Genomic DNA, 26,737 nt, shown 5'->3' with positions numbered 1-26,737 from the left:
AGTCACCCGTCTTATTTAAAATGATTATATCCCTTTTTCTCTAAGATCATTGATGTTTGATCTGTTTTTAGGATCACTTTAGATTTTGTTTTTTCCCTGACATGGCCAATCTTTGTAATGGGAAGTTGACGTGCTGCGCACTGCTGCTTCAACACTTCCCACTCCTCTTTTGAAACCGTCCCTGTCAGCTCAAAATCCTCACCGCCAAACAAAGCCCATTCTTTCCAGTTAGGATGAAGCTTAGGTAAATCAGAATGAATTGGAAGCATGCTTTCATCAATTTCAATTGAAACACAGCTGGCTTCTGCAATCTCGTTCAGTTCACTAGCCAATCCGTCACTAACATCATTTAAAGCTGCCCGTTCAAGACTCGAGCATAATCTGCCGACACTTACTCTTGGCTCAGGCCGTTTATGCCTGTGGATAAAGTAATCCGTGTCAATAGAAGAATTTTGAGGATGAGTCTCCTCTAATAATAAAGAAAGTCCTGCTGCAGAAGAACCGATTTCACCGGTTACAAACACAATATCATTCGGTTTTGCTAAGCTGCGCAAACAGGCCTGTCCCTTTTCAATTTCACCGATCACAGTGACTGTAACGACTAATTTGTCAGCGGTAGAAACTGTATCGCCGCCAATCAGATCCATATGATATAGTTTCGCCAGTTCATTCATTCCTTCATACATCGCCTTGATTTCAGATTCAGTCCATTTTGAAGGTACCGCAAGTGATACCAAATAAAATTTCGGAATGCCTCCCATCGCGGCAATATCACTTATATTAACGGCTAACGCCTTATACCCGATATCTTCAGGTGAGGAATAGTGTAATTTGAAGTGCACGTCTTCTACCATAGTATCAACACAAACAATTTCCTGAACGCCGTGTTTCGCAGTGTAGAGCGCTGCATCATCACCTATTCCTACATCAACGGAAGAATGGTGAATGGTCCGCGGAGTAATGCTATGTATCAAATCAAATTCATCCATGAACCAAAATCTCCTTTCACCCCTGCATATGCCTATATGTGCTCTTCCTAGTTTATCGAATTTTGCTGGAATATCCAAGATGTTCCCGATATAAAGAAAGCTTGGCTATGACACCAAGCAGAAGATACAGTAAAAGAAAACACAAAAAAAACGAAAACATGATCGTTTCGTTTACATTAATGGCGGTCCGGACGGGACTCGAACCCGCGACCTCCTGCGTGACAGGCAGGCATTCTAACCAACTGAACTACCGGACCATATTTGTATAAGATTATTTTAGTTGTACCCTTAGGGCACTCCTTATTTAATCATATATTTGGTTGCGGGGGCAGGATTTGAACCTGCGACCTTCGGGTTATGAGCCCGACGAGCTACCGAACTGCTCCACCCCGCGATGATAAAAGTAATGCTTGGCGGCGTCCTACTCTCACAGGGGGAAACCCCCGACTACCATCGGCGCTGAAGAGCTTAACTTCCGTGTTCGGTATGGGAACGGGTGTGACCTCTTCGCTATCGCCACCAAACAAATTGAGAGTGTTCTCTCAAAACTAGATAACAGGTGTGACATCATTCAAAAATATGGTTAAGTCCTCGATCGATTAGTATCTGTCAGCTCCATGTGTCGCCACACTTCCACCTCAGACCTATCAACCTGATCATCTTTCAGGGATCTTACTTCCTTGCGGAATGGGAAATCTCATCTTGAGGGGGGCTTCATGCTTAGATGCTTTCAGCACTTATCCCGTCCGCACATAGCTACCCAGCGATGCCCTTGGCAGAACAACTGGTACACCAGCGGTGCGTCCATCCCGGTCCTCTCGTACTAAGGACAGCTCCTCTCAAATTTCCTGCGCCCGCGACGGATAGGGACCGAACTGTCTCACGACGTTCTGAACCCAGCTCGCGTACCGCTTTAATGGGCGAACAGCCCAACCCTTGGGACCGACTACAGCCCCAGGATGCGATGAGCCGACATCGAGGTGCCAAACCTCCCCGTCGATGTGGACTCTTGGGGGAGATAAGCCTGTTATCCCCGGGGTAGCTTTTATCCGTTGAGCGATGGCCCTTCCATGCGGAACCACCGGATCACTAAGCCCGACTTTCGTCCCTGCTCGACTTGTAGGTCTCGCAGTCAAGCTCCCTTGTGCCTTTACACTCTGCGAATGATTTCCAACCATTCTGAGGGAACCTTTGGGCGCCTCCGTTACCTTTTAGGAGGCGACCGCCCCAGTCAAACTGCCCACCTGACACTGTCTCCCCGCCCGATAAGGGCGGCGGGTTAGAAGGTCAATACAGCCAGGGTAGTATCCCACCGATGCCTCCACCGAAGCTGGCGCTCCGGTTTCCAAGGCTCCTACCTATCCTGTACAAGCTGTACCAACATTCAATATCAGGCTGCAGTAAAGCTCCACGGGGTCTTTCCGTCCTGTCGCGGGTAACCTGCATCTTCACAGGTACTATAATTTCACCGAGTCTCTCGTTGAGACAGTGCCCAGATCGTTGCGCCTTTCGTGCGGGTCGGAACTTACCCGACAAGGAATTTCGCTACCTTAGGACCGTTATAGTTACGGCCGCCGTTTACTGGGGCTTCAATTCGCACCTTCGCTTACGCTAAGCGCTCCTCTTAACCTTCCAGCACCGGGCAGGCGTCAGCCCCTATACTTCGCCTTACGGCTTCGCAGAGACCTGTGTTTTTGCTAAACAGTCGCCTGGGCCTATTCACTGCGGCTCTCTCGGGCTTGCACCCTAACAGAGCACCCCTTCTCCCGAAGTTACGGGGTCATTTTGCCGAGTTCCTTAACGAGAGTTCTCTCGATCACCTTAGGATTCTCTCCTCGCCTACCTGTGTCGGTTTGCGGTACGGGCACCTCTCACCTCGCTAGAGGCTTTTCTTGGCAGTGTGGAATCAGGAACTTCGCTACTATATTTCGCTCGCCATCACAGCTCAGCCTTATGGGAAACGGATTTGCCTATTTCCCAGCCTAACTGCTTGGACGCGGATATCCAATACCGCGCTTACCCTATCCTCCTGCGTCCCCCCATTGCTCAAATGGTGAGGAGGTGGTACAGGAATATCAACCTGTTGTCCATCGCCTACGCCTTTCGGCCTCGGCTTAGGTCCCGACTAACCCTGAGCGGACGAGCCTTCCTCAGGAAACCTTAGGCATTCGGTGGAGGGGATTCTCACCCCTCTTTCGCTACTCATACCGGCATTCTCACTTCTAAGCGCTCCACCAGTCCTTCCGGTCTGGCTTCACAGCCCTTAGAACGCTCTCCTACCACTGTTCGAAGAACAGTCCGCAGCTTCGGTGATACGTTTAGCCCCGGTACATTTTCGGCGCAGAGTCACTCGACCAGTGAGCTATTACGCACTCTTTAAATGGTGGCTGCTTCTAAGCCAACATCCTGGTTGTCTAAGCAACTCCACATCCTTTTCCACTTAACGTATACTTTGGGACCTTAGCTGGCGGTCTGGGCTGTTTCCCTTTCGACTACGGATCTTATCACTCGCAGTCTGACTCCCAAGGATAAGTCATTGGCATTCGGAGTTTGACTGAATTCGGTAACCCGGTAGGGGCCCCTAGTCCAATCAGTGCTCTACCTCCAAGACTCTTACCTTGAGGCTAGCCCTAAAGCTATTTCGGAGAGAACCAGCTATCTCCAGGTTCGATTGGCATTTCACCCCTACCCACACCTCATCCCCGCACTTTTCAACGTGCGTGGGTTCGGGCCTCCATTCAGTGTTACCTGAACTTCACCCTGGACATGGGTAGATCACCTGGTTTCGGGTCTACGACCACGTACTCATGCGCCCTATTCAGACTCGCTTTCGCTGCGGCTCCGCATCTTCTGCTTAACCTTGCACGGGATCGTAACTCGCCGGTTCATTCTACAAAAGGCACGCCATCACCCGTTAACGGGCTCTGACTACTTGTAGGCACACGGTTTCAGGATCTCTTTCACTCCCCTTCCGGGGTGCTTTTCACCTTTCCCTCACGGTACTGGTTCACTATCGGTCACTAGGGAGTATTTAGCCTTGGGAGATGGTCCTCCCGGATTCCGACGGAATTTCACGTGTTCCGCCGTACTCAGGATCCACTCAGGAGAGAACGAAGTTTTGACTACAGGGCTGTTACCTCCTATGGCGGGCCTTTCCAGACCTCTTCATCTACCTCGTTCTTTTGTAACTCCGTACAGAGTGTCCTACAACCCCAAGAGGCAAGCCTCTTGGTTTGGGCTAATCCCGTTTCGCTCGCCGCTACTCAGGGAATCGCATTTGCTTTCTCTTCCTCCGGGTACTTAGATGTTTCAGTTCCCCGGGTCTGCCTTCTCATATCCTATGAATTCAGATATGGATACCACTCCATTACGAGTGGTGGGTTTCCCCATTCGGAAATCTCCGGATCAAAGCTTGCTTACAGCTCCCCGAAGCATATCGGTGTTCGTCCCGTCCTTCATCGGCTCCTAGTGCCAAGGCATCCACCGTGCGCCCTTTCTAACTTAACCGTTAAAAAGAATCACTATGTGATATCTTGTGTTACTAATTGAATGTGATGTCTACTGTTATCTAGTTTTCAAAGAACACGTTTCGAAGGAATGATCCTTCAAAACTAAACAAGACAGGGAACGTTCTGTTTATAAGACCCAAGGTCTTATATTCCGTATAATATCCTTAGAAAGGAGGTGATCCAGCCGCACCTTCCGATACGGCTACCTTGTTACGACTTCACCCCAATCATCTGTCCCACCTTCGGCGGCTGGCTCCTAAAAGGTTACCTCACCGACTTCGGGTGTTACAAACTCTCGTGGTGTGACGGGCGGTGTGTACAAGGCCCGGGAACGTATTCACCGCGGCATGCTGATCCGCGATTACTAGCGATTCCAGCTTCACGCAGTCGAGTTGCAGACTGCGATCCGAACTGAGAACAGATTTGTGGGATTGGCTTAACCTCGCGGTTTCGCTGCCCTTTGTTCTGTCCATTGTAGCACGTGTGTAGCCCAGGTCATAAGGGGCATGATGATTTGACGTCATCCCCACCTTCCTCCGGTTTGTCACCGGCAGTCACCTTAGAGTGCCCAACTGAATGCTGGCAACTAAGATCAAGGGTTGCGCTCGTTGCGGGACTTAACCCAACATCTCACGACACGAGCTGACGACAACCATGCACCACCTGTCACTCTGCCCCCGAAGGGGACGTCCTATCTCTAGGATTGTCAGAGGATGTCAAGACCTGGTAAGGTTCTTCGCGTTGCTTCGAATTAAACCACATGCTCCACCGCTTGTGCGGGCCCCCGTCAATTCCTTTGAGTTTCAGTCTTGCGACCGTACTCCCCAGGCGGAGTGCTTAATGCGTTAGCTGCAGCACTAAGGGGCGGAAACCCCCTAACACTTAGCACTCATCGTTTACGGCGTGGACTACCAGGGTATCTAATCCTGTTCGCTCCCCACGCTTTCGCTCCTCAGCGTCAGTTACAGACCAGAGAGTCGCCTTCGCCACTGGTGTTCCTCCACATCTCTACGCATTTCACCGCTACACGTGGAATTCCACTCTCCTCTTCTGCACTCAAGTTCCCCAGTTTCCAATGACCCTCCCCGGTTGAGCCGGGGGCTTTCACATCAGACTTAAGAAACCGCCTGCGAGCCCTTTACGCCCAATAATTCCGGACAACGCTTGCCACCTACGTATTACCGCGGCTGCTGGCACGTAGTTAGCCGTGGCTTTCTGGTTAGGTACCGTCAAGGTACCGCCCTATTCGAACGGTACTTGTTCTTCCCTAACAACAGAGCTTTACGATCCGAAAACCTTCATCACTCACGCGGCGTTGCTCCGTCAGACTTTCGTCCATTGCGGAAGATTCCCTACTGCTGCCTCCCGTAGGAGTCTGGGCCGTGTCTCAGTCCCAGTGTGGCCGATCACCCTCTCAGGTCGGCTACGCATCGTTGCCTTGGTGAGCCGTTACCTCACCAACTAGCTAATGCGCCGCGGGTCCATCTGTAAGTGGTAGCCGAAGCCACCTTTTATGTTTGAACCATGCGGTTCAAACAACCATCCGGTATTAGCCCCGGTTTCCCGGAGTTATCCCAGTCTTACAGGCAGGTTACCCACGTGTTACTCACCCGTCCGCCGCTAACATCAGGGAGCAAGCTCCCATCTGTCCGCTCGACTTGCATGTATTAGGCACGCCGCCAGCGTTCGTCCTGAGCCAGGATCAAACTCTCCGATAAATGGATCACAGGTTAAGTTCACCGCATCCTGCGGCGACACCTGTGTGACCTGCGTCGTGCAGACCCTAGTTTGACTGACTACGCACATCGCTGTGCGATTTATAAAAATGAATTAACAGGTACGTTTTGTCTTGTTTAGTTTTCAAAGATCATTCAATAATGGAGCGGGTGATGAGAATCGAACTCACGACATCAGCTTGGAAGGCTGAGGTTTTACCACTAAACTACACCCGCGTAGTATCTTATATTGGCGCGCCCGAGAGGAGTCGAACCCCTAACCTTTTGATCCGTAGTCAAACGCTCTATCCAATTGAGCTACGGGCGCTTATCAAGCGACTTAACTATCATACTATCATTTGATGGTGAAGTCAAGAAGTTTTTTTAAAATGTTTTTTCGAATCTTTTTCAATTCGACTTTTCTTATTATACACATTTTTAAAATCTTGTAAACACCTTAGAAAAACTTTTTTGTTTTTCGTTTTGTTTCACGCTGTTCATCAGCGACGTTTAATAATATACCATGCCTATTTTATTTGGTCAACACTTTTCCTGTATTTTTTATTCTCTTCTTTCACCCCTTCTCATGTATATATTTTATCTCATCTTACAAATAATATAAGAAAATCTCTTAAGAAGAAATGAGGCGTGTTATGTATTACTACAAAGAGGAACTGATTAATATCATTAAACCGGACAAGCCAGACCCGGCAGCTGCTAAGGTCCTGCAGGAGATACTAGGCGGTCATTACGGAGAAATGCGTACAATGATGCAGTTTTTTTTCCAAAGCTCTAATTTCAGAGGAAAGCAGAAACAGTACCGCGATCTGCTTCGCGGCATTTTTTTAGAGGAGATTGCCCACGTTGAACTGGTTCAAAACACAATCAATGCTTTATTAGATGAATCAGGCGGTGAAGGTGTCGGCAGTCAAGGTGCAGATCAAGCACCACTTAATGAAGCCGTTAAACATGCTAATCCTCATCATTATATTATTGGTGCGCAAAGTTCCCTTCCCGTTGATGCAGGGGGCAATCCGTGGAACGGGTCGTGGGTGTATAACCACGGAAACTTAATTACTGACCTGCTGGATAACCTGCTTCTTGAGTCGACAGGTGTGCTGCAAAAAACAAGAATTTATGAAATGAGCTCTAATCAGACGTTCCGCGAAACACTTGCTTTTCTGATTGTACGCGACAATGCTCACCAGAATGCATTCGCGAAAGCGCTCGAGACATTGGGCGTTGAGTGGGCGAAGCTCCTCCCTGTACCGAATTATGACATTAATAAATATCCTGAGTGCAGAAAGTATGTCGAATTAGGCTACCATAATGCACAGTTTAACTTTAGGTTGGATGAAACGAGAATCGGTGAAATCTATCAAGGGAAATCTCCAAGCCGAAATGGCGGAGAGTTACAAGTAATAGATCCTCCGGCAGGGTTTCCCGTACCAGTGCTTCCTGAAATACCGAATGAACACAGTCCTGGGTTAGGCGATATGAATGCTTAATCCAGTGGGAAGGTGCTCAAGAAACTTCTTGAGCACCTTCTTATTGTACATTACTGATTCATTCAACGATTGGCGTTAAAGAATCGCCGTTCCATATTTCTCCCTTGTTGAGTGTCCAGCTGTCATGATATAAAGCCGAAGCACCCTTGTTTACAGCTGGGCTCCATTCATCATTCCATGCCAGAAAGTAAATGGTTTTAGGATATTTTTGTTTTATAGCATTGATAAATAGGCTGTAATCAAAGCTGCCGTTTGCTGGTTGCGGGCCGACTTCTGTAAAAGCAAATGGTTTATTAAGCGCTGTTAGCTGATCGTATCCATTGATCGAGTAGGCATCTTGAAAATACGCATCTAATCCGACAATATCCACGTAAGACGCTCCCGGGTAAAAATCAGTTTTAAAATCTCGGTTGGCGTCGGGTGAGTAAACCCAAATCAAATGATCAAGTCCTCTTGTGTCGGTCATATAATGATAGATTTTCTTGTAGAGCTGTTTATATAGAGAGATTCTTTCATTATCCTTTTGGTTATATGATGTAAGTCCCCACCAAAACCATTCGCCGTTCATTTCATGCAGTGGCCTGAACAGAACAGGCACACCTTGGTTCTCCAGCTCTTGAAGTCCGTCAGCAATTTTGCTGAGCATGGCATTTAGCCGCTTTCCTTCTGCTGTTGAAGAATCTAGTATTTTTTTATACTGATCGTTTGTAATCGGTGTTTTAAAATGCCCTGACTGAAAAGCAGGGTTCGCCAGGTGCAAACTGATTTGCGGAATTCCGCCATTTTTCCAATACGAAATTAAATCACCGTTGCAGCTTACATCTATTGAATCTTCAATTTTAGCTGTTTCAAGCCACCCTCTGGCATAATCGCAGCCGTAAATAGCAGGCGATTGCCCGGTGGCGCTTCGGATTCTATCAGCCTCAGCCACAGAAAATGTGTCATGACTGTAACCTCCGAACGCTCCGGAAAGGACTCTGTTTTCCGTTCGGTTCGGCAGGTGTGCAAGCCAGTTCATCACTGCTTTTGTTGTCTGCTGGGCATTAGGATTCACAGGCGACACAGTATGCGCTTCAATTGGTTTTGCTAAAACAGCAGACGCAAGTAAAAATATAATGAGCAAAGAGATCGTATGTTTCTTAAACAAATGCAACTCCCCCATTCATTAAGGATGAGATATCATGAATTCACATGTGCCTTCTATTGAAAACTCGCCAAAATGCGCAGGCAAGACAAAGTGTGAGCCTGCATTGCATTCATACTGAATACCATTATTTATGATTCGTCCTGATCCGCTCAGAACACTCCCCAGCAAATAGGTTTGATGTGAAGGAAAAGCAGCTCGGCCGCTAATCTTCCATTTGTACACTGAGAAATAATCTGATTGCACATAAACAATGATCTCAGCGTTACCAACTTCTTTTACTTCCGGTGTATGCACTTTATCGATATGCGGTATCGTTATGACTTCCATGGCTTTTTCTATATGAAGAGTTCTTTTTTGGCCCTGGTCATTACAGCGGTCATAATCGTATACGCGATACGTTGTATCAGAGTTTTGCTGGATTTCAAGGACAAGGGTTCCCTCACATAATGCATGGAGTGTACCGCTTGGCACATAAAAGAAATCTCCGGGCTTGATTTTGATTCGCCTCAGCAGCCCGTTCCAATCACCGCTTTCTATTCGTTGTTTGAATTCCTCCTTTGTGCTTGCGTGATGTCCCAAAATCAGTTCGGCGTCATCTTTGCAATCAATGATATACCAGCACTCCGTTTTACCAAGGTCGCCATTTTCATGCAGTTTTGCATAATCATCATCAGGATGGACTTGCACGGAGAGATCCATATTGGCGTCCAGCAGCTTTACCAGCAGCGGAAACACCTTACCATCCGGAAACCCGAATATCTCTGGGTGATCTTGCCATACTTGATCTAGTGTCTTTCCTGCCAGCGGGCCGTTCTTTACAGCCGACGGGCCATGGGCATGTGCAGAAACGGCCCAGCACTCACCTGTTTTTTGTGAGGGTATTGCGTAGCCAAAAGCGTCACGAAGCTTCGTCCCTCCCCATAGTCTTTCTTTAAAGACAGGCTCTAAAAATAATGGATGCGTCATGATCGCACCTCCCCGGATGCTGCCTCTGCTTGTAAGGCCTGATGCGCTAAAACTAGCGTGCCGATGATTCCGGCGTTACTGCCTAAACGTGGAGGTACAATATAATCACTTATATCATCTGACAATTCAGAAAAATCTAAGTAGTTGTTCATGATTTTCGGTACATATTGATAGATATAAGAAAACACTTGTTTCTGTTGCATGACGCCGCCGCCAAGAATGATTTTTTTAGGTGCAAGGATCAAAATATACTGAGCCAGTGCTTGGGCAATATAGTACCCTTCCAGTTCCCAGACTTGTGCTATACCTGATAAATCCGCGGCTTTTTTTCCCCAGCGCGCTTCAATGGCGGGACCGGAAGCCAAGCCTTCAAAGCAATCTCCATGATAAGGACACTTCCCTTGGTATGCGTCATCCGGGTGCCTCCGGATATAAATATGGCCCATCTCTGGGTGCGACAGCCCCTGAAGGAGCCTGCCCCCTACAATTGCGCCCGCACCGATGCCAGTACCAATCGTTATATACAGGCAGCTGTCGAGACCCTTCGCTTCACCGAAAAGGAATTCACCCAGCGCCGCAGCGTTGACATCTGTACTAAATCCGACTGGGATTTTCATTTCGTTCTTAACGGTTTGCAAAAAGGGGTAGTGTCTCCAGCCCGCTTTCGGCGTGGCCATAATGGTACCGTATGTTTGACTGGTTTTATCGTTATCAACGGGGCCAAAGGAGCCGATGCCGATCGCCTGTAATGAAAATTGGCGAAAATATTGAATCACTTTCTCTATCGTTTCATCCGGCATCTTTGTAGGGAATTCTATTCGGTCAATGATTGTTCCATCTTCTTTACCGACAGCACAAATAACCTTTGTGCCGCCTGCTTCAATACCGCCAAGCATGCAGATGGCCTCCTTGTTGTCTCCGCAATCAGCGCCGTATGTTTACAGAAGTCACAACAAACTTGTCATGCCGATGACGTGAAAAGGAATATTCAAATGGAATCCCGGTATCTAAGAAGCCCACATGTTCCACTTCAAGAATTGGATCATCCTGTTTACAGCCCAGATGCTGCTGGTCAATATGATCAGATTTGCAGGCTCTGATTTTCCGATGCGTTCCGGCGATTTTGAGCTGTAGCACATTTGTAATGTGATTGTAGATCGAATCATGAAGGACATCGTCATTAATGCCCGGTATTAAATGAGTCGGCATATATGTTTTTTCTAATACATAGGGTTCACCTTCTACAATTCGCAGCCGAACGACATAATAAACCGGTGTTTTCTGATCAATAGACAAATGGGCGGCCACTTCCTCAGTGGGAAATTGCACTTCAAACTGAATGACCTTGCTTTGGATTTTTTTATCTTTCAGCAAGTTGGTCAATCCGAGAATCTCATTGCTGACTACATGTACATGGTCATCCTGTATTGCAGATTGAATAATAAACGTGCCATGGCCTCGTTTTCTGAACAGCAGACCCTCGGCAACTAAATTATCCAAGGCTCTCTTCATCGTCATGCGGCTTGAGTTAAATTCTTTTGCAAGAGATACTTCATCAGGAATGGGCTGATCGATCGGATATACGTTATTTTTAATTCTATTTCTCATTTCATTTGCAATAATTTCGTATTTATTCATTGGCATCCTCCGGCAGCTGTTAGAGTCTGATATCACATAAGCTTTTACGGATATCATAAGTTCTTTTCCCTATTTCATCAATGTTGCGGATTTTCGTCATCTCTATTCGTTATGATGATTGCCGGAAGATCTTGGCCTTTAGGAAAATCTAGAAACCGCTATGTTCAGCAACCTTTTTGAACCATTTTCCGCTCTTTTTGACGGTTCTTTCTCCGTCTTTCTCAAGATTGACTGATACAAACCCGTATCGGTTTTTATAGGCATTTGTCCAAGACCAGTTGTCCATGAACGTCCATAAGTGATAGCCTTTTACGTTTGAGCCTTCCTGTATGGCGCGGTGAATCCATTTGAGGTGCTCTTTTATAAATTCAATCCGGTAATCATCTTGAATGATGCCTTGTTCATCTCTGAAGCGCTCTTCACCTTCAACCCCCATGCCGTTTTCAGAGATAAAACACTCGATGTTGCCGTAGTTTTCTTTTAAATTGATCAAAATATCATAAACGCCTTTTTCATAGATCTCCCAGCCGCGATGCGGATTCATTTTGCGGCCCGGCATGACGTAGGGGTCAAAATATCTGTCCGGTAAAAAAGGAGCGTCGGGATTCGGAAGATGTTCTTTCGCTTTCACACGTCTCGGCTGGTAATAATTCACTCCCAACAGGTCAACCGTGTTCTTTTTGATAATGTCAAGATCTTCAGCGTTGTAATCAGGCATAAAGCCTTCATGCTTCAAAATGTCAACCAGCTCTTTTGGAAATTCGCCTTTGACAGATGGGTCTAAAAAGGATCTGTTAAAAAACGCGTCTGCGATTTCCCCGGCTTTCACATCCGCCGGATGGCTGCTTCTCGGGTATGATGGGGTCAAATTTAAAATGATTCCGATTTTTCCGTCCTGCTCCATCTCCCTGTAAGCCTGAATCGCACGGGCACTTGACAGCATCGTATGAAATCCAACCTGGACAGCCTCTTTAAAGTCGACCTTGTTTGGATAATGAAAATCATATAAGTAGCCGCCTTCTACGGGAACGATTGGTTCATTATGCGTGAACCATTTTTTCACTCTGCCGCCAAACAAACGGAAGCACGTTCTCGCATAGTTTTCATACGCGTCAACCGTCTCTCTGTTTACCCAGCCGCCGATTTTTTGAAGCGCCATCGGCATATCGAAATGAAACAAATTGACAAAAGGTTCAATTCCGTTAGCGATTAACTCATCAATGACATTGTTATAGAAATTTACGGCTTTATCGTTGATCTCGCCTGTTCCGTCTGGTATTAAACGCGACCAGGAAATCGACATCCGGAACGAGTTGTGGCCAAGCTCCTTCATCAGCCTGATATCTTCTTTATAATTGTCGTAAAATTGGGATGTGTCTGCGGGGCCGACATGATCAAAAAAACGATGCGGTTCTTTTTCAAACCAATAATCCCATATATTCTGGCCTTTTCCGTCTCTGTCGGCGGCACCCTCCATTTGTGTTGCTGAAGCGGATGATCCCCACCAAAAATCCTTTGGAAAGCGATATTGTTCTGTATGTGCCAAGTCTCTCTCCCCTTATGTCACATTTTTATGCTGTTATCATTTTGCTGAGCAGCTGTCTCCTGCACAGCCTGTTCTTTTTCTTTTGCCAGATTTAATTTATCCATTGCTTTTAGGAACGGAAACCAGATCACGAAGACAATCAGCAGATTGATAAGCTGCATCACGCCCCCCATGATTGAGTTCGTCGCCATGATGCCATTAATGAATAATGGAACCGTCCACGGCACTGTCACACCAGTCGGAGGCGGAACGAGCCCGGCTGACATAGCCAGATAGGTGACGAGCGTAACAACCATCGGTGCCAGCACCCAAGGCACAATAATGATCGGATTCATGACAATCGGAAGCCCGAAGATAATCGGTTCGTTGACGTTAAAAATACCGGGAGCAAGGCCAAGTTTTGATACTTGCTTCATCTGCCTGCTTTTCATGAATATGAGAATGGTAAACACAATCGCAAGCGTCATCCCTGTTCCGCCCATCCCTACTGTATAAATCTCCATAAACGGTTTTGAAATAATATGAGGGATTTCTTTTCCCGCCGTGTAAGCAGAAAGGTTTTCTACCTGCAGTGTATTCCAAATCGGGTCCATCACGGAGTTGATAATGATCTGTCCATGCAGTCCGAAAAACCAAAGAATTTGAATGAAAAACACGGCAATCAGCGTTGGGATGATACCGCTTCCAAGTCCGACAAGCGGAGCCTGAATCGCGTGATAAATGACGTCGTGCATATTTGTTTTAAAAAATAGAGTCACCATTACGTTAATCAGCAAAAATACGGTCAATGTGATAAAAGCCGGAATAAGTGCGGCAAATGATTTTGCTACAGCAGGCGGAACGCCGGCTGGCATTTTGATTGTCAGGTTTTTTTGAACGATTCTTCTGTAAATTTCGCCAGAAAGAAATGCCGTAATCATCCCAAGAAACATCCCTTTTGCACCGAGACGGTCGACCGGAATAACCCCTGTAACGGCATCTCCTGTTTCTGGCTGAACGATAAATGGCGTTAAGAGCAAAAAGGAGACCAAAGCGATCGCTCCGCCAAATACAGCTTCGACCTGATAGCTTTTTGACAGGTAATAGCCTATCCCGAACACAACAAAGACAGACATAATGCCCATAGTCGCCGTGGAGGCAATGCCGAAATGAGACTGAAACGATGTAAGCATTGAGGCGTTCATGATTTTGTTTAGAAACGGCAAATTCGTTAACACGACAAAAATGGACCCGAATATCGTAAGCGGGAAAGCCAGCATAAACGCATCACGCAGCACTTGCAAATAACGGTTATTGTTTAACCTCCCTGCAATTGGAACAAGGAATTGGCTGATTTTCTCGAACACCCTATCCACCCCGATTATTTATAGATTCTTGGTTTTAAAAATATCAAGCATCTCTTTCACTAATTCTTTCATGGATAATGTTGACATCAGGTGATCCTCCGCATGCATAAGCAACAATGAGAAAGCTTGTGCTTCTCCACCGGATTCCTTTTGTATCATTTGAAAGTGAATGTCATGGGCCGCGGATAAATCCTGCTCAGCCTTGGCAATGAGGGCATCCGCCTCATCCTTGTTCCCTTCTTTGTAGGCGCGCAGTGATTGTATAATGCAGCTGCGGGCATTGCCGCTGTGCAGGATAAGCTGAAAACTGATTTGTTCGTCTGTTAAATTCGTGATTTTCACCTGTTCCATTATTGATTCTCCATTAAGGACAATGCCTGCTCATACGCTTTTTTCCCATCTGCCATTCCGTAGGCCATCATGTCAATGACTTCAACCCGAATGTTGTATTGATCCGCTTCTTTTTGGAGTTCGCTTTTCAGAAAGCTCATTTGCGGACCGATCAAAACGGCATCCGCTTTTCTCATGTCTTCTTTTGCTTTATCCTGGCCAACAGCCCAAATCTCTGCTTCCTCACCGATAGACTGTGCGTATTCCTTCATTTTTGTCACCAATAAACTGGTAGACATTCCTGAACTGCACGCGAGTAATATTTTTTTCAACTGCTATCCCCCCTTGTTATTAAAACGCTTACGTGGATTATTATAGTCATTTATTTTTAAATGTCTATACTTTTGTAAAATAAATATAATCATATACCTGTCCGGTTCATTACTTTGTAAATTTTTCTATGGAAGATTCATTCATAATGTGGTACACTCATCAACGGAAACGAATCAATTAAATAGCTATTAACACTTGTATAACCTCAATAATATGGTTTGAGGGTGTCTACCAGGAACCGTAAAATCCTGATTACAAAATTTGTTTATGACATTTTTTGTAATCAGGATTTTTTTTATTTATCAAAACATTTAAGTAAAGGAGTTTGTTATGAATTTCAAAGTTTTCCTGCTTGCAGCTTCTACGATTGCAGTCGGATTGGTTGAGTTAATTGTGGGGGGAATTCTTCCTCAGATCGCAAATGATTTAGACATTTCCATTGTTTCAGCCGGACAGCTGATCAGTGTGTTTGCGCTGGGATATGCAGTATCTGGGCCGCTGCTTTTGGCATTGACTGCGAAGATTGAGCGGAAGCGCTTATATCTAATTGCTTTATTTGTTTTCTTCCTTAGCAATCTTGTCGCCTATTTCAGCCCTAATTTCGCAACACTGATGGTATCTAGGGTATTGGCAGCAATGAGTACAGGGCTGATTGTTGTGCTTTCTTTAACAATTGCCCCGAAAATTGTAGCGCCTGAATACAGAGCCCGCGCAATTGGAATTATTTTTATGGGATTCAGCTCTGCTATCGCATTAGGCGTGCCGCTCGGAATCTTAATCAGCGATTCCTTCGGGTGGCGGATTTTGTTCCTTGGCATCGGCCTGTTGGCACTGATCTCCATGCTGATTATTTCAATCTTCTTTGAAAGAATACCGGCGGAGAAAATGATTCCTTTCCGGGAACAACTCAAGACGATCGGTAATCTGAAAATCGCGAGTTCACACCTCGTCACGATGTTTACATTAGCTGGCCACTACACGCTTTACGCTTACTTTGCGCCGTTTTTAGAAGAGACTCTTCACCTGAGCTCTTTCTGGGTCAGCATTTGTTATTTCCTTTTCGGGATATCTGCTGTATGCGGAGGCCCTTTCGGAGGAGCGCTATCTGACCGGCTTGGTTCCTTTAAGAGCATTTTGCTGGTGACCGGTTCCTTTGCCATCATTATGTTCTTACTGCCGCTGTCTACATCGTCTATGATTTTCTTTTTGCCTGTCATGGTGATTTGGGGTCTTCTGAGCTGGAGCCTCGCCCCGGCTCAACAAAGCTATTTAATTGAAATTGCACCTGATTCGTCTGACATTCAGCAAAGCTTTAACACATCGGCCCTCCAAGTCGGAATTGCCCTTGGCTCAGCCATTGGCGGTGTTGTTTTGGATCAGACGGGTACTGTGGTGTCAACGGCATGGTGCGGCGGATCGATTGTGATCATCGCTGTCCTGTTTGCTTTCATTTCTTTAACAAGACCTGTTCAGACAGCAAAAAAATCCTCCTTGTAAAAGGAGGATTTTTTATGATTTAGCTGAAAGCTCATCTTCTGTGACCCATTTGTGGTTTTTCACTTTTTCGCCGCTTGTTGTCGATGTATAGTCAACCATGTATACAGTTGTTTTTTCCGCGGAGTTGATCTCGACTGTTGCTCCTTTCATGCCTTTCATATGAGAAGCCTCTAAAATCACCTGATCTCCGGGTTGTAACGTTTTATCTCCGGCATCTTTGATTTCTTCTTGGATCACCCATTTATGATGATCCACACGCTGTCCCCCATTAGTCGGAGTATAAGAAACCACATACGCCGTTGTATCATAGGCGCCTGTTACCGTAGCTTCGGCACCTTTCATGCCTTTCATATGAGAAGTATTGATGATTACTTGGCTGCCTACTTTGTATTTCGGATTTTTAGATTCCTGTAATCCCTCTGGAACGTCAGCTGATCCGGAATGGTCCATCTCTTCATGTGATGAGGAGTCTGAATGATTGTCATGTGTGCTTTCTTTCGTACTGTTGTTATTGCCGCATGCTGATAAAACAAAAACAAGAGATAACATCAGAATTCCCAGTGCATTTTTAGAGATTTTCATGTACATTCTCCTTTGCTTCATTTTTTTCCTGTAACTTTTGCCCGCAGACAACGAAAACATGCCCTCTCGATAATACTATACCCCCGAACGGTATGTAAATACGCTGATATTCTCATAAAGCATTCCCGCAGTTTGTCCTATTCCCCTTTGATTGCAAAGCCAAACATGAAAAAAGCCGCTGTCAGGCGGCAATTACTGATTTAAGATTTTTATATACACACCTTTTTTTGCTTTTTGATAAGCGGCCTCACCCATTTTCCTCACCTTTTCAGAAGCATCTGAGGATTTGATCCATTCGTCATCAAGAAAAATGGATGGATCGATTAGGCGCATTTTCTTCTTTTGATGGAAATCGTACTGGATGTCATCCTCTATTACTTGTATGCCGGGATGAATAGATGTAAGCAAGCTCAGAACTTCTTCATTTTTTGATGCACGCAGGATGTTCAGTACCTCTTGGTCCGTTTTCAGCAGATCCTCTGCGGATATGACATCATGCCGCAGCGCTGCCTTCAATGCTCGCGCTAAATATTCATATCCATATACATTCACAGGATTCAAAAAGAAATCAATCACTTCCTTGTAGTACACACTGACAAACCATTCGGCAGCTTCAATACTATCAAGAAACATCCTTCCGTTTCTCACAATAAGATGATCCAAAAAGGTTTGCGCTTCGTGCAGGCTAATGTGTCCATATCGGTACATATCACGCAGCGTATAGTCTGTCCGATCAGCACACAGCTCCGGTGCGGGCTGTTCGAGCAATGTCCACTTTGAATCGTCAGATAAAAGTTCTTCAGTATGATAGCCGTGTTTTTGTAGAATGTCCGGGATTTCAGAGTGAACAATGACTTGTTGAAAGATGTTTTCATGATAGTCTTCTGCTTGATTTTCAAAGACAACGTCAACCACATGAGAAAAAGCTGTGTGTGATACGTCGTGGAGCAGACCTGCAATCTGTTCTTCTATCGTTCCTCCGAGCTTTTTGATGAGGAGCATCACGCCGATGGAGTGCTCATACCTGGTCACATTCCACCTTCGATTGACTAAAAAGCTTGCTCCGCCTTGATAGATCCCTTTTAATCTTTGCACAGGAGCGCTTTTGACAATCTCTTCCAGCACACCGTCTAAATGGTGGTGCCCGTAAATAACATCGCTGATTTCCATGCCGTCACCTCAACATCTATTTTTTTTGTTATATATTGTTTATATTGATAGTACATATGCAATCTTTCAATAGAGGAGTGTTATGATGATCATCATCCCAAACAATGAGATAGCGAAACATATGTTGACCGATTTTTTTGCCAAGCATTGGGGTACACCCGAGATGGCGATTTCCAGCGGCATTTTTCGGTGTGATGAATTAGATGGATTTGCCGCAGTAAATGAAAGCGGCGAAATCATTGGCTGTATTACATACACAATAGATGGGAAAGATTGTGAAATTATTTCATTAGATAGTATGATTGAAAATAAAGGAATCGGCACAGCTTTACTTCAGCAGGTTGAAGAGAAGGCTAAACATGCACATTGTCAACGAATAAAGCTTATCACAACGAATGATAATGTAAATGCGATAGCGTTTTATCAAAAGAGAGGCTATCAATTCGCCGCAGTGTTTCCGAACGCAGTTGAAAAAGCGCGCCGACTCAAGCCGGAGATTCCCGAGGTGGCTGAAAACGGCATTTTGATTCGGGATGAAATTCTATTTTCGAAGGTAATTGATTAAACGAATAGGAGTCTTTTATGTCCAGTCATTATAAATACCCTCTCATTTTCACGGCATTCCTATTAATCGCTTTCTGCTTGATCTTTTTTTCCTATCACCTGATTCATCATGTTCGTTTGGAGTATCCGAATTGGCAGGGAGAAAGCAAAGATCAGAATTGGGAAGCTGTTTTCACAAAAAATGAAGATGCACCGAATGAATACAGCGGCAAACTTTATTGGATCGGTGATACAATTGAAATAGACAACACTTATCTGGAATCACTGATTGTAAAAAAGGATGATGAAGTTCTGCTGAGTTCTGACACGGAAATCCCGATGCATGATTATGCTGGAGGCACTTTTTCTGATGGAAGCGCAAAAGAAAAGTCCGTTTCTTTTTTAGAGCGGTTAGATGAACATGAGCTTGAAGGCCATGATATTACGATTGAAGTGAAATGGAAACAAGGTAATCATTATTCTGCGAGTCAGCTTACGCTCAATGAAAAGACCTTGTTTGATGAAAAGCAGCAATAGATGATCAAAACGAAAAATAGACAAATGAAAAGGCGTAACATATTTTATACAGCTCATATGTTATGCCTTTTTCTTCATTTCCGCCAAAAAGTGGAGCAGTCCGCCTTGTCCAGAATATTAAACGCAATCATTTTCTCAAGTAGCGTATAATCAACTGGACCGTTCCAAGGGATACGTATCAGCTGCTCGGTGTAATCATATCCGGCCTTCACAATATCATCCTCTACGTGCGCTATCGTTACTTTTTCAGGAGCGACAGCTAAATGCTTTTTAGAAACACTAAAGCCAATAATAAATGTACCGTGATCCGTAAACATCGGCTGATTCCATTTTATTTCTGTATGTAAATTTGGATATTTATTTTTTATCCAAGTTAACACCTCTTCCGTTCTTTCTCGGTGGAACGGGTCAGCAATCCCCGCTAAGTACTCAGAAAAAACGTCCATGTTGTTCCCTCCTAAAATAAAATGATGCCACTCCATATGAACTGCTCAGACATGTGCTTACACAATACCTCTTTCCAACGTAATACTTTAAATTGTTCAAGATGTAAGCGGGTTGCTTCTATGCGACTATAGCAGATTTCAGTCCGCCTATCCACGGCCAGTATCTATTCCTCTAATTTATTTCTTTAGTACTATCACTCTTTCCTTCTTTTGATAGCAGTTCATTATTCTTGTAAATCCAATCTTTAAAATCGATTAATACTAGCTTAACAGTTTAAAAATATAATTGGGTTGTCATTGAGATTTATCTATATTTAGGAGGTTATCCAGTTGAAAAAATTCCCGAAGAAATTACTGCCTATCGCGGTTTTATCATCAATTGCGTTCAGCAGCTTAGCCAGCGGCAGTGTGCCTGAAGCCAGCGCCCAGGAAAAGAAAAAGGGGAACCACGACGAAATTAAGAATGTTATTGTTCTGATTGGTGATGGTATGGGTGTGTCTTATACGTCTGCTTATCGATACTTAAAGGATAATAAAAAGACAAAAGTTGTGGAGCCTACGGCTTTTGATCAGTATCTTGTCGGCCAGCAAACAACTTACCCCGATGATCCTGAACAAAATGTAACGGATTCTGCAGCGGCGGCAACGGCTATGTCTGCGGGAATTAAAACATACAATAATGCCATAGCGGTGGATAACGACGGATCAGAAGCCAAAACGGTGCTTGAAGCTGCGAAAGAAAAAGGAAAAGCAACAGGACTTGTGGCCACTTCAGAAATTACACACGCCACTCCGGCCTCTTTCGGTTCACACGACCACAGCCGAAAAAATATGAACTCAATTGCGGATGATTATTTTGATGAGATGGTCAACGGCAAGCACAAAATTGATGTCCTTTTAGGCGGGGGAAAGAGCAATTTTGACCGTAAGGACCGTAATTTGATTAAGGAATTCAAAAAGGCGGGGTACAGCTATGTGGATAACCGCAAGGACATGCTGAAAAACAAAGACAGCCAAGTTCTCGGCCTATTCGCTGACGGCGGCCTGCCTAAAAAAATTGACCGGACGAAGGATATTCCATCACTTAAAGATATGACAAACACAGCCATTAAAAAATTAAACAAGGATAAAGACGGATTCTTCCTCATGGTGGAAGGCAGCCAAATTGACTGGGCGGGCCATGACAATGATATCGTCGGCGCCATGAGCGAGATGGAAGACTTCGAACAAGCTTATAAGGCGGCTATTGATTTCGCTAAAAAAGACAAGCACACATTGGTTGTCGCAACGGCTGACCACTCAACCGGCGGATATTCCATCGGTGCGGACGGCATCTACAATTGGTTCAGTGAACCCATTAAAGCCGCAAAACGCACACCAGACTTTATGGCAGAAAAGATCGCTGACGGCGCGGATGTTGAAAAAACGTTGAAAACATATATCGATCAAAAGAAATTGGCTTTAACAAAAGCCGAAATTCAATCTGTTGAAGAAGCGGCAAAATCGAAGGAAGTACTGGATATCGATAACGCAATCGAGAACATCTTTAATAAACGCTCTCACACTGGATGGACAACAGGCGGACATACCGGTGAAGATGTTCCCGTCTATGCATACGGTCCGTCTAGTGAGACATTTGCCGGCCAAATCGACAATACAGAAATCGCCAAAAATGTTTTCAAGGCTTTACATTACAACATTAAGATTAACGATAAGTAAAAGAATACAAGGTGTCCCGTTGCTTGTATGAAGTAACGGGATCTCTTTTTAATGGAGGAATCATCATGAGAAGAATTCTTTCAATTTTCGTTTTTGCTATCATGCTTGCGGGCTGCTCATCAAACGCCAGTACTGAAAAACAGCATGCAGGCGGGGAGAAAACAGTAAAAGCTGAGCCGCAAAGCACTTCATCCCAGAAGGACAGCACAGATAATTATCAACCTAATTCCCAGGTAACTGATGACCGGTCATTGCTTAAGGTCGGCCAAACGTTTTCAGATGATAAAGGAAAAGCTGTCTTAAAAGATATCAAACAAGTGAACAAAACCTATAAGATTGGCGACGTGGAGTTAACAGTAAAAGAAATGAAGCTGATCCACTTGCGCCCGGACTACAGCATGATTGATTACTTTCATGAGTTAACACATGATGAAGAGTTTGATTTCGTTAAGGTTTTCGTTGATATCAAGAACACCTCTACAAAAAAAGTAAATGTTGCGCCGATTGCATTGATGAAAACAAATACGGGTGAAACCTTTGATTGGAACAAAGATATTTATCTTGAAGAGTTAAACGGCGAATTGGAAGGCGGCGCCGAAAAGTCCGGAAATCTCGGCTTTATTGTGAACGCATCAAGCGGCCATGCTCATGATAAGGCCGCGGATGCTGAGAAGAAAACAAAAGAGATCAAGTGGATCGAAATCACGACAAGTGACGTCTTTGACCATAACCATAAGAAAATCAATGATGCTCAAAAAATCAAAATCAAGTTTTAAATCAAGAACTCCCGTACAAGGTACGGGAGTTCTTTTTCTTATTTGTTTTTTTGGCGAATCAACTCATCAATCCGCTCCATCACTTCTTCCATGTCCATACATTCTTTGAAGCTTTGATTGATTTTTTTAATGCCTGCTGTATACTGATCGTTGCGCAAAACCTCATCTACGGCCTGTTTTAATATTTGGGCATTGACTTCATCTTTAGAGATGACATAGCCTGCATGGAGTTCAGAGAGACGCTGCGCCACCATCGGCTGATCCTTGTCATGAGGCATGACAACCAGTGGCACGCTGAAATGAATGCCTTCGTTAACGCTGTTCATTCCGCCGTGTGTAATGAAAACATCCGATTGCTCCAGCACTTCCAGCTGAGGGACATACGGAGCAATGATAAAGTTTTCCGGCGCCTGCTTTAATTTGGTCAGGTCCGCTTTTTCTCCGGCAGCGATGACGACTTTTCCGTTAAAGCTTGAAAATGCATCAATACAAAGGTTGAAGAAATCCTCTGTATGATCCAGTACAGTCCCCATTGAAATATAAATGACCTTCTCATCTTTTAGCTGTTCAATCGGGAAATCTGTTTTTTCCGCTCTCTTTGGAAAGCTCGGCCCGATAAATAGACATTCATCCCCGAAACGATCACTTTCTGGCTGAAAATAACGGCTTGTATACACTACGTTCAATTCCCCTTTATTGTTCATGAATTGAACCAGGTTTTTCGGGGCAACACCGTACGTTTCTTTCATTTTTGCCAAAAGATCTTCGCACTCTTGATCCAATTCAAGCGGCGCTCCAGACTCCGGATGCAGCGGCAGGATTTTCAGATGCTCCTCGCCAAACAGGAAAGACGCCGATGAAGAGACCCCTGAAATATCTAAGTAATCCCTCACCAATTCCCCCGCGCCGAATTTATCATAATAAACAAAATCAAATTGAATGCTCTTAGATAAGTCTTTGACAATCTGTAAAATGTCCAATGACGTTTTGATATGGATTTTCACGAAATCAAGAATGCCATTGGGCGAACCGACATGAATAGGTGTTGTTCGCAGCAGATCCCGGTGAAGATGAACCGTTGCTCCCGCTGCTTCTAATCGTTTTTTATATTTTTCAGTGGATATATAATGGACATCATATCCCTTATCGGAAAACGCTTTTGTAATGCCTAAGGTAGGATTCACATGGCCTTCCGCAGGAAAATTCAAAATCAATACTGTCTTCATGTAGACAACTCCCTCTCAAATCGTATTCTGACTCTTTGTTTGATCAGACTACTACTAATCGTAAAATGGGAACACAACCCATGCAAGGTACAAATGAATGAACTATTCTGCTGCTCTGGACTTAATCAAAAAAAAGACACCCAAGCTCTGGTGTCTTTTTTTACACTTTTCTGATCGTAAAAAATTTCCGCAGAAGCCATGGGCCCGGTGTAAAGCCCAGCGTTAACTGCCAAGCGCCAATAGCCTGCAATCTGTATTCGCGGACGATCTGCATCTTCCGGCTCATGCTCCTGACATCCTCAAACCATACCTCATGCGTCCGCCCCTGCTGATCACTGTACCGGAAAAACGGTGATTGATATTCGGCTGAATATTGTATCGGGGCTTGGTACCTCATCGCTCTTTCGATTGCGTTTTGATTTGAAATCGCTGAAGCAACTGTGCCCGGCTGGTACGGGATGATCCAGTCGTACCCGTAGAGCGGGACTCCAATAATGATTTTTCTGCTCGGCACCTGCGCAATCGTAAACTCAATGGTTCTCCTTATTTCAGTAATCGGCGCTACAGGACCCGGCTCACTTCCGGCATGATGCCAATCATAAGCCATGATAAACATATAATTGACAACCGCTCCTATCCCCCCGTAATCGTAGCCCCTCAGCCATGGAATATTATCACTTGTTTTTGCAGGAACAGCTATCGTCAGCACATACCCTCCCGCCTGAAGGCGATCTCTCAGCTGGCGTAAAAACCCAGTGAAAAGATCGCGATCCGCGGCGCTCACCTGCTCAAAATCGATTGTGACACCGCCATATCCCCTTGTGGAAACTAAGTCATAAATGTTGTTGACCAGATTGGTTCTCGCTGTCGGATTGTTTAGCACTTGGTGAACAATCTCCGTACTGAAGCCTCCTGATGTAAGGTTCGTTATTGTTGCCAGCGGCGTGACCCGTCTTTGCCAAGTTGTCTCAATAGCAGCCGCATCATTCAATTGGTTTGCAATGTCGCCGTTCGGTGCAATATGGTATTCGAAAATCGAAATCGAAGACGAGTATGGCGCATAATCATTGATCAGCTCCCGATCGAGGTCAGGATTCCGGAGCACGTAAAAACTCAATGTCCCCGCAATGTAATTTGAGATCGAAGGAATCGTTATTTTTGCTCCCGCTTGTAAAGCATTTGGGCTGATGCCCGGATTGGCCGCTCGCAGTCGCTCTAATGGCACAAACGCTTTAGCTGCAATGGCGGTAAGCGTATCTCTCGGCTGGACTGTATATACATAAAGAGGGATAAGCAGAGCCTGCCCCGGCACGATATTCGTTTCATCTAAACCATTCACACCCCGTATTTGATCAACAGAAGCACCGTATCTTCTGCCTATCGAAAACAAAGAATCACCAGGCCCGACGATATGGATAAACATGTTTAACCCCCATTATTCGTTAGTCAAACCATCATAAAATCTTATTAACGGGGCCTCTTAGATATGTGGTGAATACATAAAAAAATACCAAGGGTTCTGCTCTCCCTTGGTACCGGATCATACAAATCAATTCTCTTTACCTTCTTCAAGCACATGCTTCAAATGCTCACAGTCATGATTGAAATGAGCCAGCACATGCTGTTTGGCTGCTTCTTTGTTTTTCTTTTTCACTTCTTCAAATATCCTGCGGTGCTCACGCAGTATCGTTTCTGCACGGTGGTCGCCGGTATAATTAAGGATTCTGCAAAAATGAATCAGGTCATTTACATGCTCAAGCAAATTTTTCAAATGTCTGTTATGGCTGAAATCAACCAGCAGCTCATGAAATTTTTGGTTTAAACGAATGATTTCCGTATCTTCCGTGCCGTTGTGAATGGCTTTCTCTGTTTCTTCAAGCTGTTTTTCGAGTATGGTCAGCTCTTCTTCGTCCGCTTCGTCTATGACTAATTCGACTGCCAGCTGCTCCAGCGGAATTCTGATTTTATAAATCTCATCTACATCTTTTGCCGTTAATGACGTGATCGAAAACCCATTTCGGTCATCCGCTTTTAACAAACCATCTTTCTCAAGCAATCGCATGGCTTCCCTTATCGGAGAGCGGCTGACGCCAAAGCTTTTCGCCAGCTGTGTTTCGTTTATCCGTTCCCCAGGCTTAAAAGTCCCGTTGAAGATCATTTTTTTTAGCTGGTTATAAAATTGCAGGTAGTAGGGAGTCGGCTTATCTAATTTAAAATCGTCCATATGTAATACCTCTTTTGAATATATTCAAGGGCTTTTCTTCATCAAAATCATATAACAGATGGTAATGGGAAGCAACAAACTGCCTTGTCAGATCCCAGAATTTGAGGTACGATATGTTTGCTGAACGACGGTCGACGGACTACTGGCAACTGAAAAAACGGCGTGTTTTTCTTCGTCAATAGGACACCATACCTCCGCCAGAATAGCGCACGATTACATTTTTTACATCTTTTCAATGGAGGAAAAAATATGCTCATTATTCTTGTTATGTTTCTTCTAGGAATTATTTTAGGCTTTATTGGCGCCGGTGGAGCCGGCTTTGTCATTGCCCTTTTAACGCTTCTTTTCCATATCCCGATTCATACGGCTTTAGGCACTTCGCTTGCCGGCATGGCTTTTACAAGCTTATCAGGGGCATACAGCCACTATCGCGAGGGTAACATTCAAATGAAAATCGGCTTAATAGTCGGAGGCTTTGCTGCGGTTGGCTCATTTTTCGGCGCCAAGCTGACATCTTTTATTCCGGCTGATTTGCTTCATTATTTGACGGCTGGAATGTTATTTTTATCAGCAATTCTCATTTTAATCAGATTATTTATTTTAAAAGAGAAGGCTCAAGTGAATCAAAGCACTCTTTCAACGTATACGAGAGCGGTCATCTTAGGAATTGCAGCCGGCGTTCTTTCCGGCACATTCGGCATCGGGTCGGCACCTTTTATTCAAATCGGTTTAATGATTATGCTGAATCTGTCCATTCGTCATTCTGTCGGAACGACGATGCTTGTGATCATCCCTCTGGCTGTAGGTGGAGGCATCGGATATATCACAGAAGGTTTTGTTGATTACGTTTTGCTTGTCAAAGTTCTGGTCGGGACAATGTGCGGTGCCTATGTAGGCGCGAAATTCACCAACCTCATGCCAAAGGTGGTTTTGAAATCAGCCATCTTTTTGACTCCGGCGATTGCAGGCCTGCTGTTGTTATTCTAAATA

At 44.8% G+C, this 26,737-nt stretch carries 22 protein-coding genes, 4 tRNA genes, 3 rRNA genes and 1 riboswitch; of the genes, 7 read left to right on the top strand and 22 right to left on the bottom strand.

The window, feature by feature from the left end; all coding sequences use genetic code 11:
• Positions 1-11 precede the first annotated feature (11 nt).
• From thiL to NSQ12_RS03280, 8 genes are all read right to left on the bottom strand, one after another.
• A complete protein-coding gene (gene thiL / locus NSQ12_RS03315; RefSeq protein ID WP_064671828.1) occupies positions 12-989 on the bottom strand; it encodes a thiamine-phosphate kinase in 978 nt (325 codons plus the stop codon).
• A gap of 180 nt (positions 990-1,169) precedes the next feature.
• Positions 1,170-1,246: transfer RNA gene (locus NSQ12_RS03310), tRNA-Asp, on the bottom strand.
• 60 nt (positions 1,247-1,306) lie between these two features.
• A tRNA-Met gene (locus tag NSQ12_RS03305) sits at positions 1,307-1,383 on the bottom strand.
• 14 nt (positions 1,384-1,397) lie between these two features.
• A 5S ribosomal RNA gene (gene rrf, locus NSQ12_RS03300) occupies positions 1,398-1,513 on the bottom strand.
• A 55-nt stretch (positions 1,514-1,568) separates the two neighbouring features.
• Positions 1,569-4,496, bottom strand: a 23S ribosomal RNA gene (locus NSQ12_RS03295).
• Between the two features lie 170 nt (positions 4,497-4,666).
• Positions 4,667-6,216 (bottom strand): 16S ribosomal RNA (locus NSQ12_RS03290).
• The 16S, 23S and 5S rRNA genes sit together here with 4 tRNA genes alongside, the layout of an rRNA operon.
• Positions 6,217-6,376: 160 nt before the next feature.
• Positions 6,377-6,450 (bottom strand) — tRNA-Gly (locus NSQ12_RS03285).
• A 14-nt stretch (positions 6,451-6,464) separates the two neighbouring features.
• A tRNA-Arg gene (locus tag NSQ12_RS03280) sits at positions 6,465-6,541 on the bottom strand.
• A 325-nt stretch (positions 6,542-6,866) separates the two neighbouring features.
• On the opposite strand from NSQ12_RS03280, the gene NSQ12_RS03275 reads away from it, so the two are divergent.
• A complete protein-coding gene (locus tag NSQ12_RS03275; protein WP_021481617.1) occupies positions 6,867-7,721 on the top strand; it encodes a manganese catalase family protein in 855 nt (284 codons plus the stop codon).
• Between the two features lie 58 nt (positions 7,722-7,779).
• Here the strand turns inward: NSQ12_RS03275 and gmuG are convergent, their stop codons facing one another.
• The 8 genes from gmuG to NSQ12_RS03235 all read right to left on the bottom strand — a co-directional run bounded on the left by gmuG (position 7,780) and on the right by NSQ12_RS03235 (position 15,026).
• Positions 7,780-8,868: a mannan endo-1,4-beta-mannosidase gene (gene gmuG / locus NSQ12_RS03270; protein WP_160221386.1), complete on the bottom strand. Its 1,089-nt coding sequence runs from the start codon at positions 8,866-8,868 to the stop codon at positions 7,780-7,782.
• An 18-nt stretch (positions 8,869-8,886) separates the two neighbouring features.
• Positions 8,887-9,834 carry a mannose-6-phosphate isomerase, class I gene (gene manA, locus NSQ12_RS03265; RefSeq protein WP_041850757.1) on the bottom strand — a complete coding sequence of 316 codons (948 nt, stop codon included), beginning with the start codon at positions 9,832-9,834 and terminating at the stop codon, positions 8,887-8,889.
• Positions 9,831-10,730, bottom strand: coding sequence for a fructokinase GmuE (gmuE, locus tag NSQ12_RS03260; protein ID WP_014479017.1), 900 nt, complete (start codon positions 10,728-10,730; stop codon positions 9,831-9,833). Before gmuE ends, manA begins: the two co-directional genes overlap by 4 nt.
• Before the next feature lie 28 nt (positions 10,731-10,758).
• Positions 10,759-11,472 (bottom strand): transcriptional regulator GmuR, encoded by a 714-nt coding sequence (gmuR, locus tag NSQ12_RS03255; RefSeq protein ID WP_015715336.1) that lies wholly within the window; start codon positions 11,470-11,472, stop codon positions 10,759-10,761.
• Positions 11,473-11,620: 148 nt separating this feature from the next.
• A complete protein-coding gene (gene gmuD / locus NSQ12_RS03250; RefSeq protein ID WP_327839295.1) occupies positions 11,621-13,018 on the bottom strand; it encodes a 6-phospho-beta-glucosidase GmuD in 1,398 nt (465 codons plus the stop codon).
• A gap of 17 nt (positions 13,019-13,035) precedes the next feature.
• Positions 13,036-14,364: a PTS cellobiose transporter subunit IIC gene (gene celB, locus NSQ12_RS03245; RefSeq protein WP_129092939.1), complete on the bottom strand. Its 1,329-nt coding sequence runs from the start codon at positions 14,362-14,364 to the stop codon at positions 13,036-13,038.
• Positions 14,365-14,382: 18 nt separating this feature from the next.
• The gene (locus NSQ12_RS03240; protein WP_024571325.1) at positions 14,383-14,715 is read right to left on the bottom strand and encodes a PTS lactose/cellobiose transporter subunit IIA; all 333 of its coding nucleotides are present in this window, start codon (positions 14,713-14,715) and stop codon (positions 14,383-14,385) included.
• Positions 14,715-15,026, bottom strand: a complete 312-nt coding sequence (locus NSQ12_RS03235) for a PTS sugar transporter subunit IIB (RefSeq protein ID WP_014112863.1) — start codon at positions 15,024-15,026, stop codon at positions 14,715-14,717. The genes NSQ12_RS03240 and NSQ12_RS03235 overlap by 1 nt, the downstream gene beginning before the upstream one ends.
• Before the next feature lie 176 nt (positions 15,027-15,202).
• Positions 15,203-15,302, top strand: a riboswitch (purine riboswitch).
• 55 nt (positions 15,303-15,357) lie between these two features.
• Between NSQ12_RS03235 and pbuE the strand changes: the two genes are divergently transcribed.
• On the top strand, positions 15,358-16,524 hold the full coding sequence (pbuE, locus tag NSQ12_RS03230) for a purine transporter PbuE (protein ID WP_003234105.1): 1,167 nt from the start codon (positions 15,358-15,360) through the stop codon (positions 16,522-16,524).
• A 12-nt stretch (positions 16,525-16,536) separates the two neighbouring features.
• Here the strand turns inward: pbuE and NSQ12_RS03225 are convergent, their stop codons facing one another.
• Both NSQ12_RS03225 and NSQ12_RS03220 read right to left on the bottom strand, forming a co-directional pair.
• Entirely contained in the window at positions 16,537-17,157 is a 621-nt protein-coding gene (locus NSQ12_RS03225; protein ID WP_120363279.1) for a YdhK family protein, read from the bottom strand.
• Positions 17,158-17,298: 141 nt separating this feature from the next.
• Complete coding sequence (locus NSQ12_RS03220; protein ID WP_120363278.1) at positions 17,299-18,276, bottom strand: HD domain-containing protein; 978 nt, start codon at positions 18,274-18,276, stop codon at positions 17,299-17,301.
• Between the two features lie 82 nt (positions 18,277-18,358).
• Here NSQ12_RS03220 and NSQ12_RS03215 point away from each other — a divergent pair, with 82 nt between their 5' ends.
• Both NSQ12_RS03215 and NSQ12_RS03210 read left to right on the top strand, forming a co-directional pair.
• Positions 18,359-18,841 carry a GNAT family N-acetyltransferase gene (locus NSQ12_RS03215; protein ID WP_010886425.1) on the top strand — a complete coding sequence of 161 codons (483 nt, stop codon included), beginning with the start codon at positions 18,359-18,361 and terminating at the stop codon, positions 18,839-18,841.
• A 17-nt stretch (positions 18,842-18,858) separates the two neighbouring features.
• The gene (locus tag NSQ12_RS03210; RefSeq protein ID WP_003234115.1) at positions 18,859-19,356 is read left to right on the top strand and encodes a YdhH/YoaO family protein; all 498 of its coding nucleotides are present in this window, start codon (positions 18,859-18,861) and stop codon (positions 19,354-19,356) included.
• Positions 19,357-19,430: 74 nt separating this feature from the next.
• On the opposite strand, the gene fra is transcribed toward NSQ12_RS03210, so the two are convergent.
• Positions 19,431-19,802: an iron chaperone frataxin gene (gene fra / locus NSQ12_RS03205; RefSeq protein ID WP_038828161.1), complete on the bottom strand. Its 372-nt coding sequence runs from the start codon at positions 19,800-19,802 to the stop codon at positions 19,431-19,433.
• Between the two features lie 330 nt (positions 19,803-20,132).
• On the opposite strand from fra, the gene phoB reads away from it, so the two are divergent.
• Both phoB and NSQ12_RS03195 read left to right on the top strand, forming a co-directional pair.
• Positions 20,133-21,521, top strand: a complete 1,389-nt coding sequence (gene phoB, locus NSQ12_RS03200) for an alkaline phosphatase PhoB (protein ID WP_101172158.1) — start codon at positions 20,133-20,135, stop codon at positions 21,519-21,521.
• Between the two features lie 65 nt (positions 21,522-21,586).
• Positions 21,587-22,297, top strand: a complete 711-nt coding sequence (locus NSQ12_RS03195; protein ID WP_339175895.1) for a membrane lipoprotein lipid attachment site-containing protein — start codon at positions 21,587-21,589, stop codon at positions 22,295-22,297.
• A gap of 38 nt (positions 22,298-22,335) precedes the next feature.
• On the opposite strand, the gene NSQ12_RS03190 is transcribed toward NSQ12_RS03195, so the two are convergent.
• From NSQ12_RS03190 to NSQ12_RS03180, 3 genes are all read right to left on the bottom strand, one after another.
• A complete protein-coding gene (locus NSQ12_RS03190) occupies positions 22,336-23,523 on the bottom strand; it encodes a glycosyltransferase (protein ID WP_116316451.1) in 1,188 nt (395 codons plus the stop codon).
• A gap of 160 nt (positions 23,524-23,683) precedes the next feature.
• Positions 23,684-24,946: a glycoside hydrolase family 18 protein gene (locus NSQ12_RS03185; protein ID WP_003234126.1), complete on the bottom strand. Its 1,263-nt coding sequence runs from the start codon at positions 24,944-24,946 to the stop codon at positions 23,684-23,686.
• A 126-nt stretch (positions 24,947-25,072) separates the two neighbouring features.
• Entirely contained in the window at positions 25,073-25,747 is a 675-nt protein-coding gene (locus tag NSQ12_RS03180; protein WP_003234129.1) for a GntR family transcriptional regulator, read from the bottom strand.
• Positions 25,748-25,996: 249 nt separating this feature from the next.
• On the opposite strand from NSQ12_RS03180, the gene NSQ12_RS03175 reads away from it, so the two are divergent.
• Positions 25,997-26,734, top strand: coding sequence for a sulfite exporter TauE/SafE family protein (locus NSQ12_RS03175; RefSeq protein WP_003234130.1), 738 nt, complete (start codon positions 25,997-25,999; stop codon positions 26,732-26,734).
• Positions 26,735-26,737: the final 3 nt, after the last annotated feature.

Origin of the sequence: Bacillus sp. PS95, from assembly GCF_037963565.1 — a bacterium.
Classification (GTDB): Bacteria; Bacillota; Bacilli; order Bacillales; family Bacillaceae; genus Bacillus; species Bacillus subtilis.
Note: the sequence above shows the minus strand (reverse complement) of the source record. Positions and strands in the feature narration are given on the sequence as shown.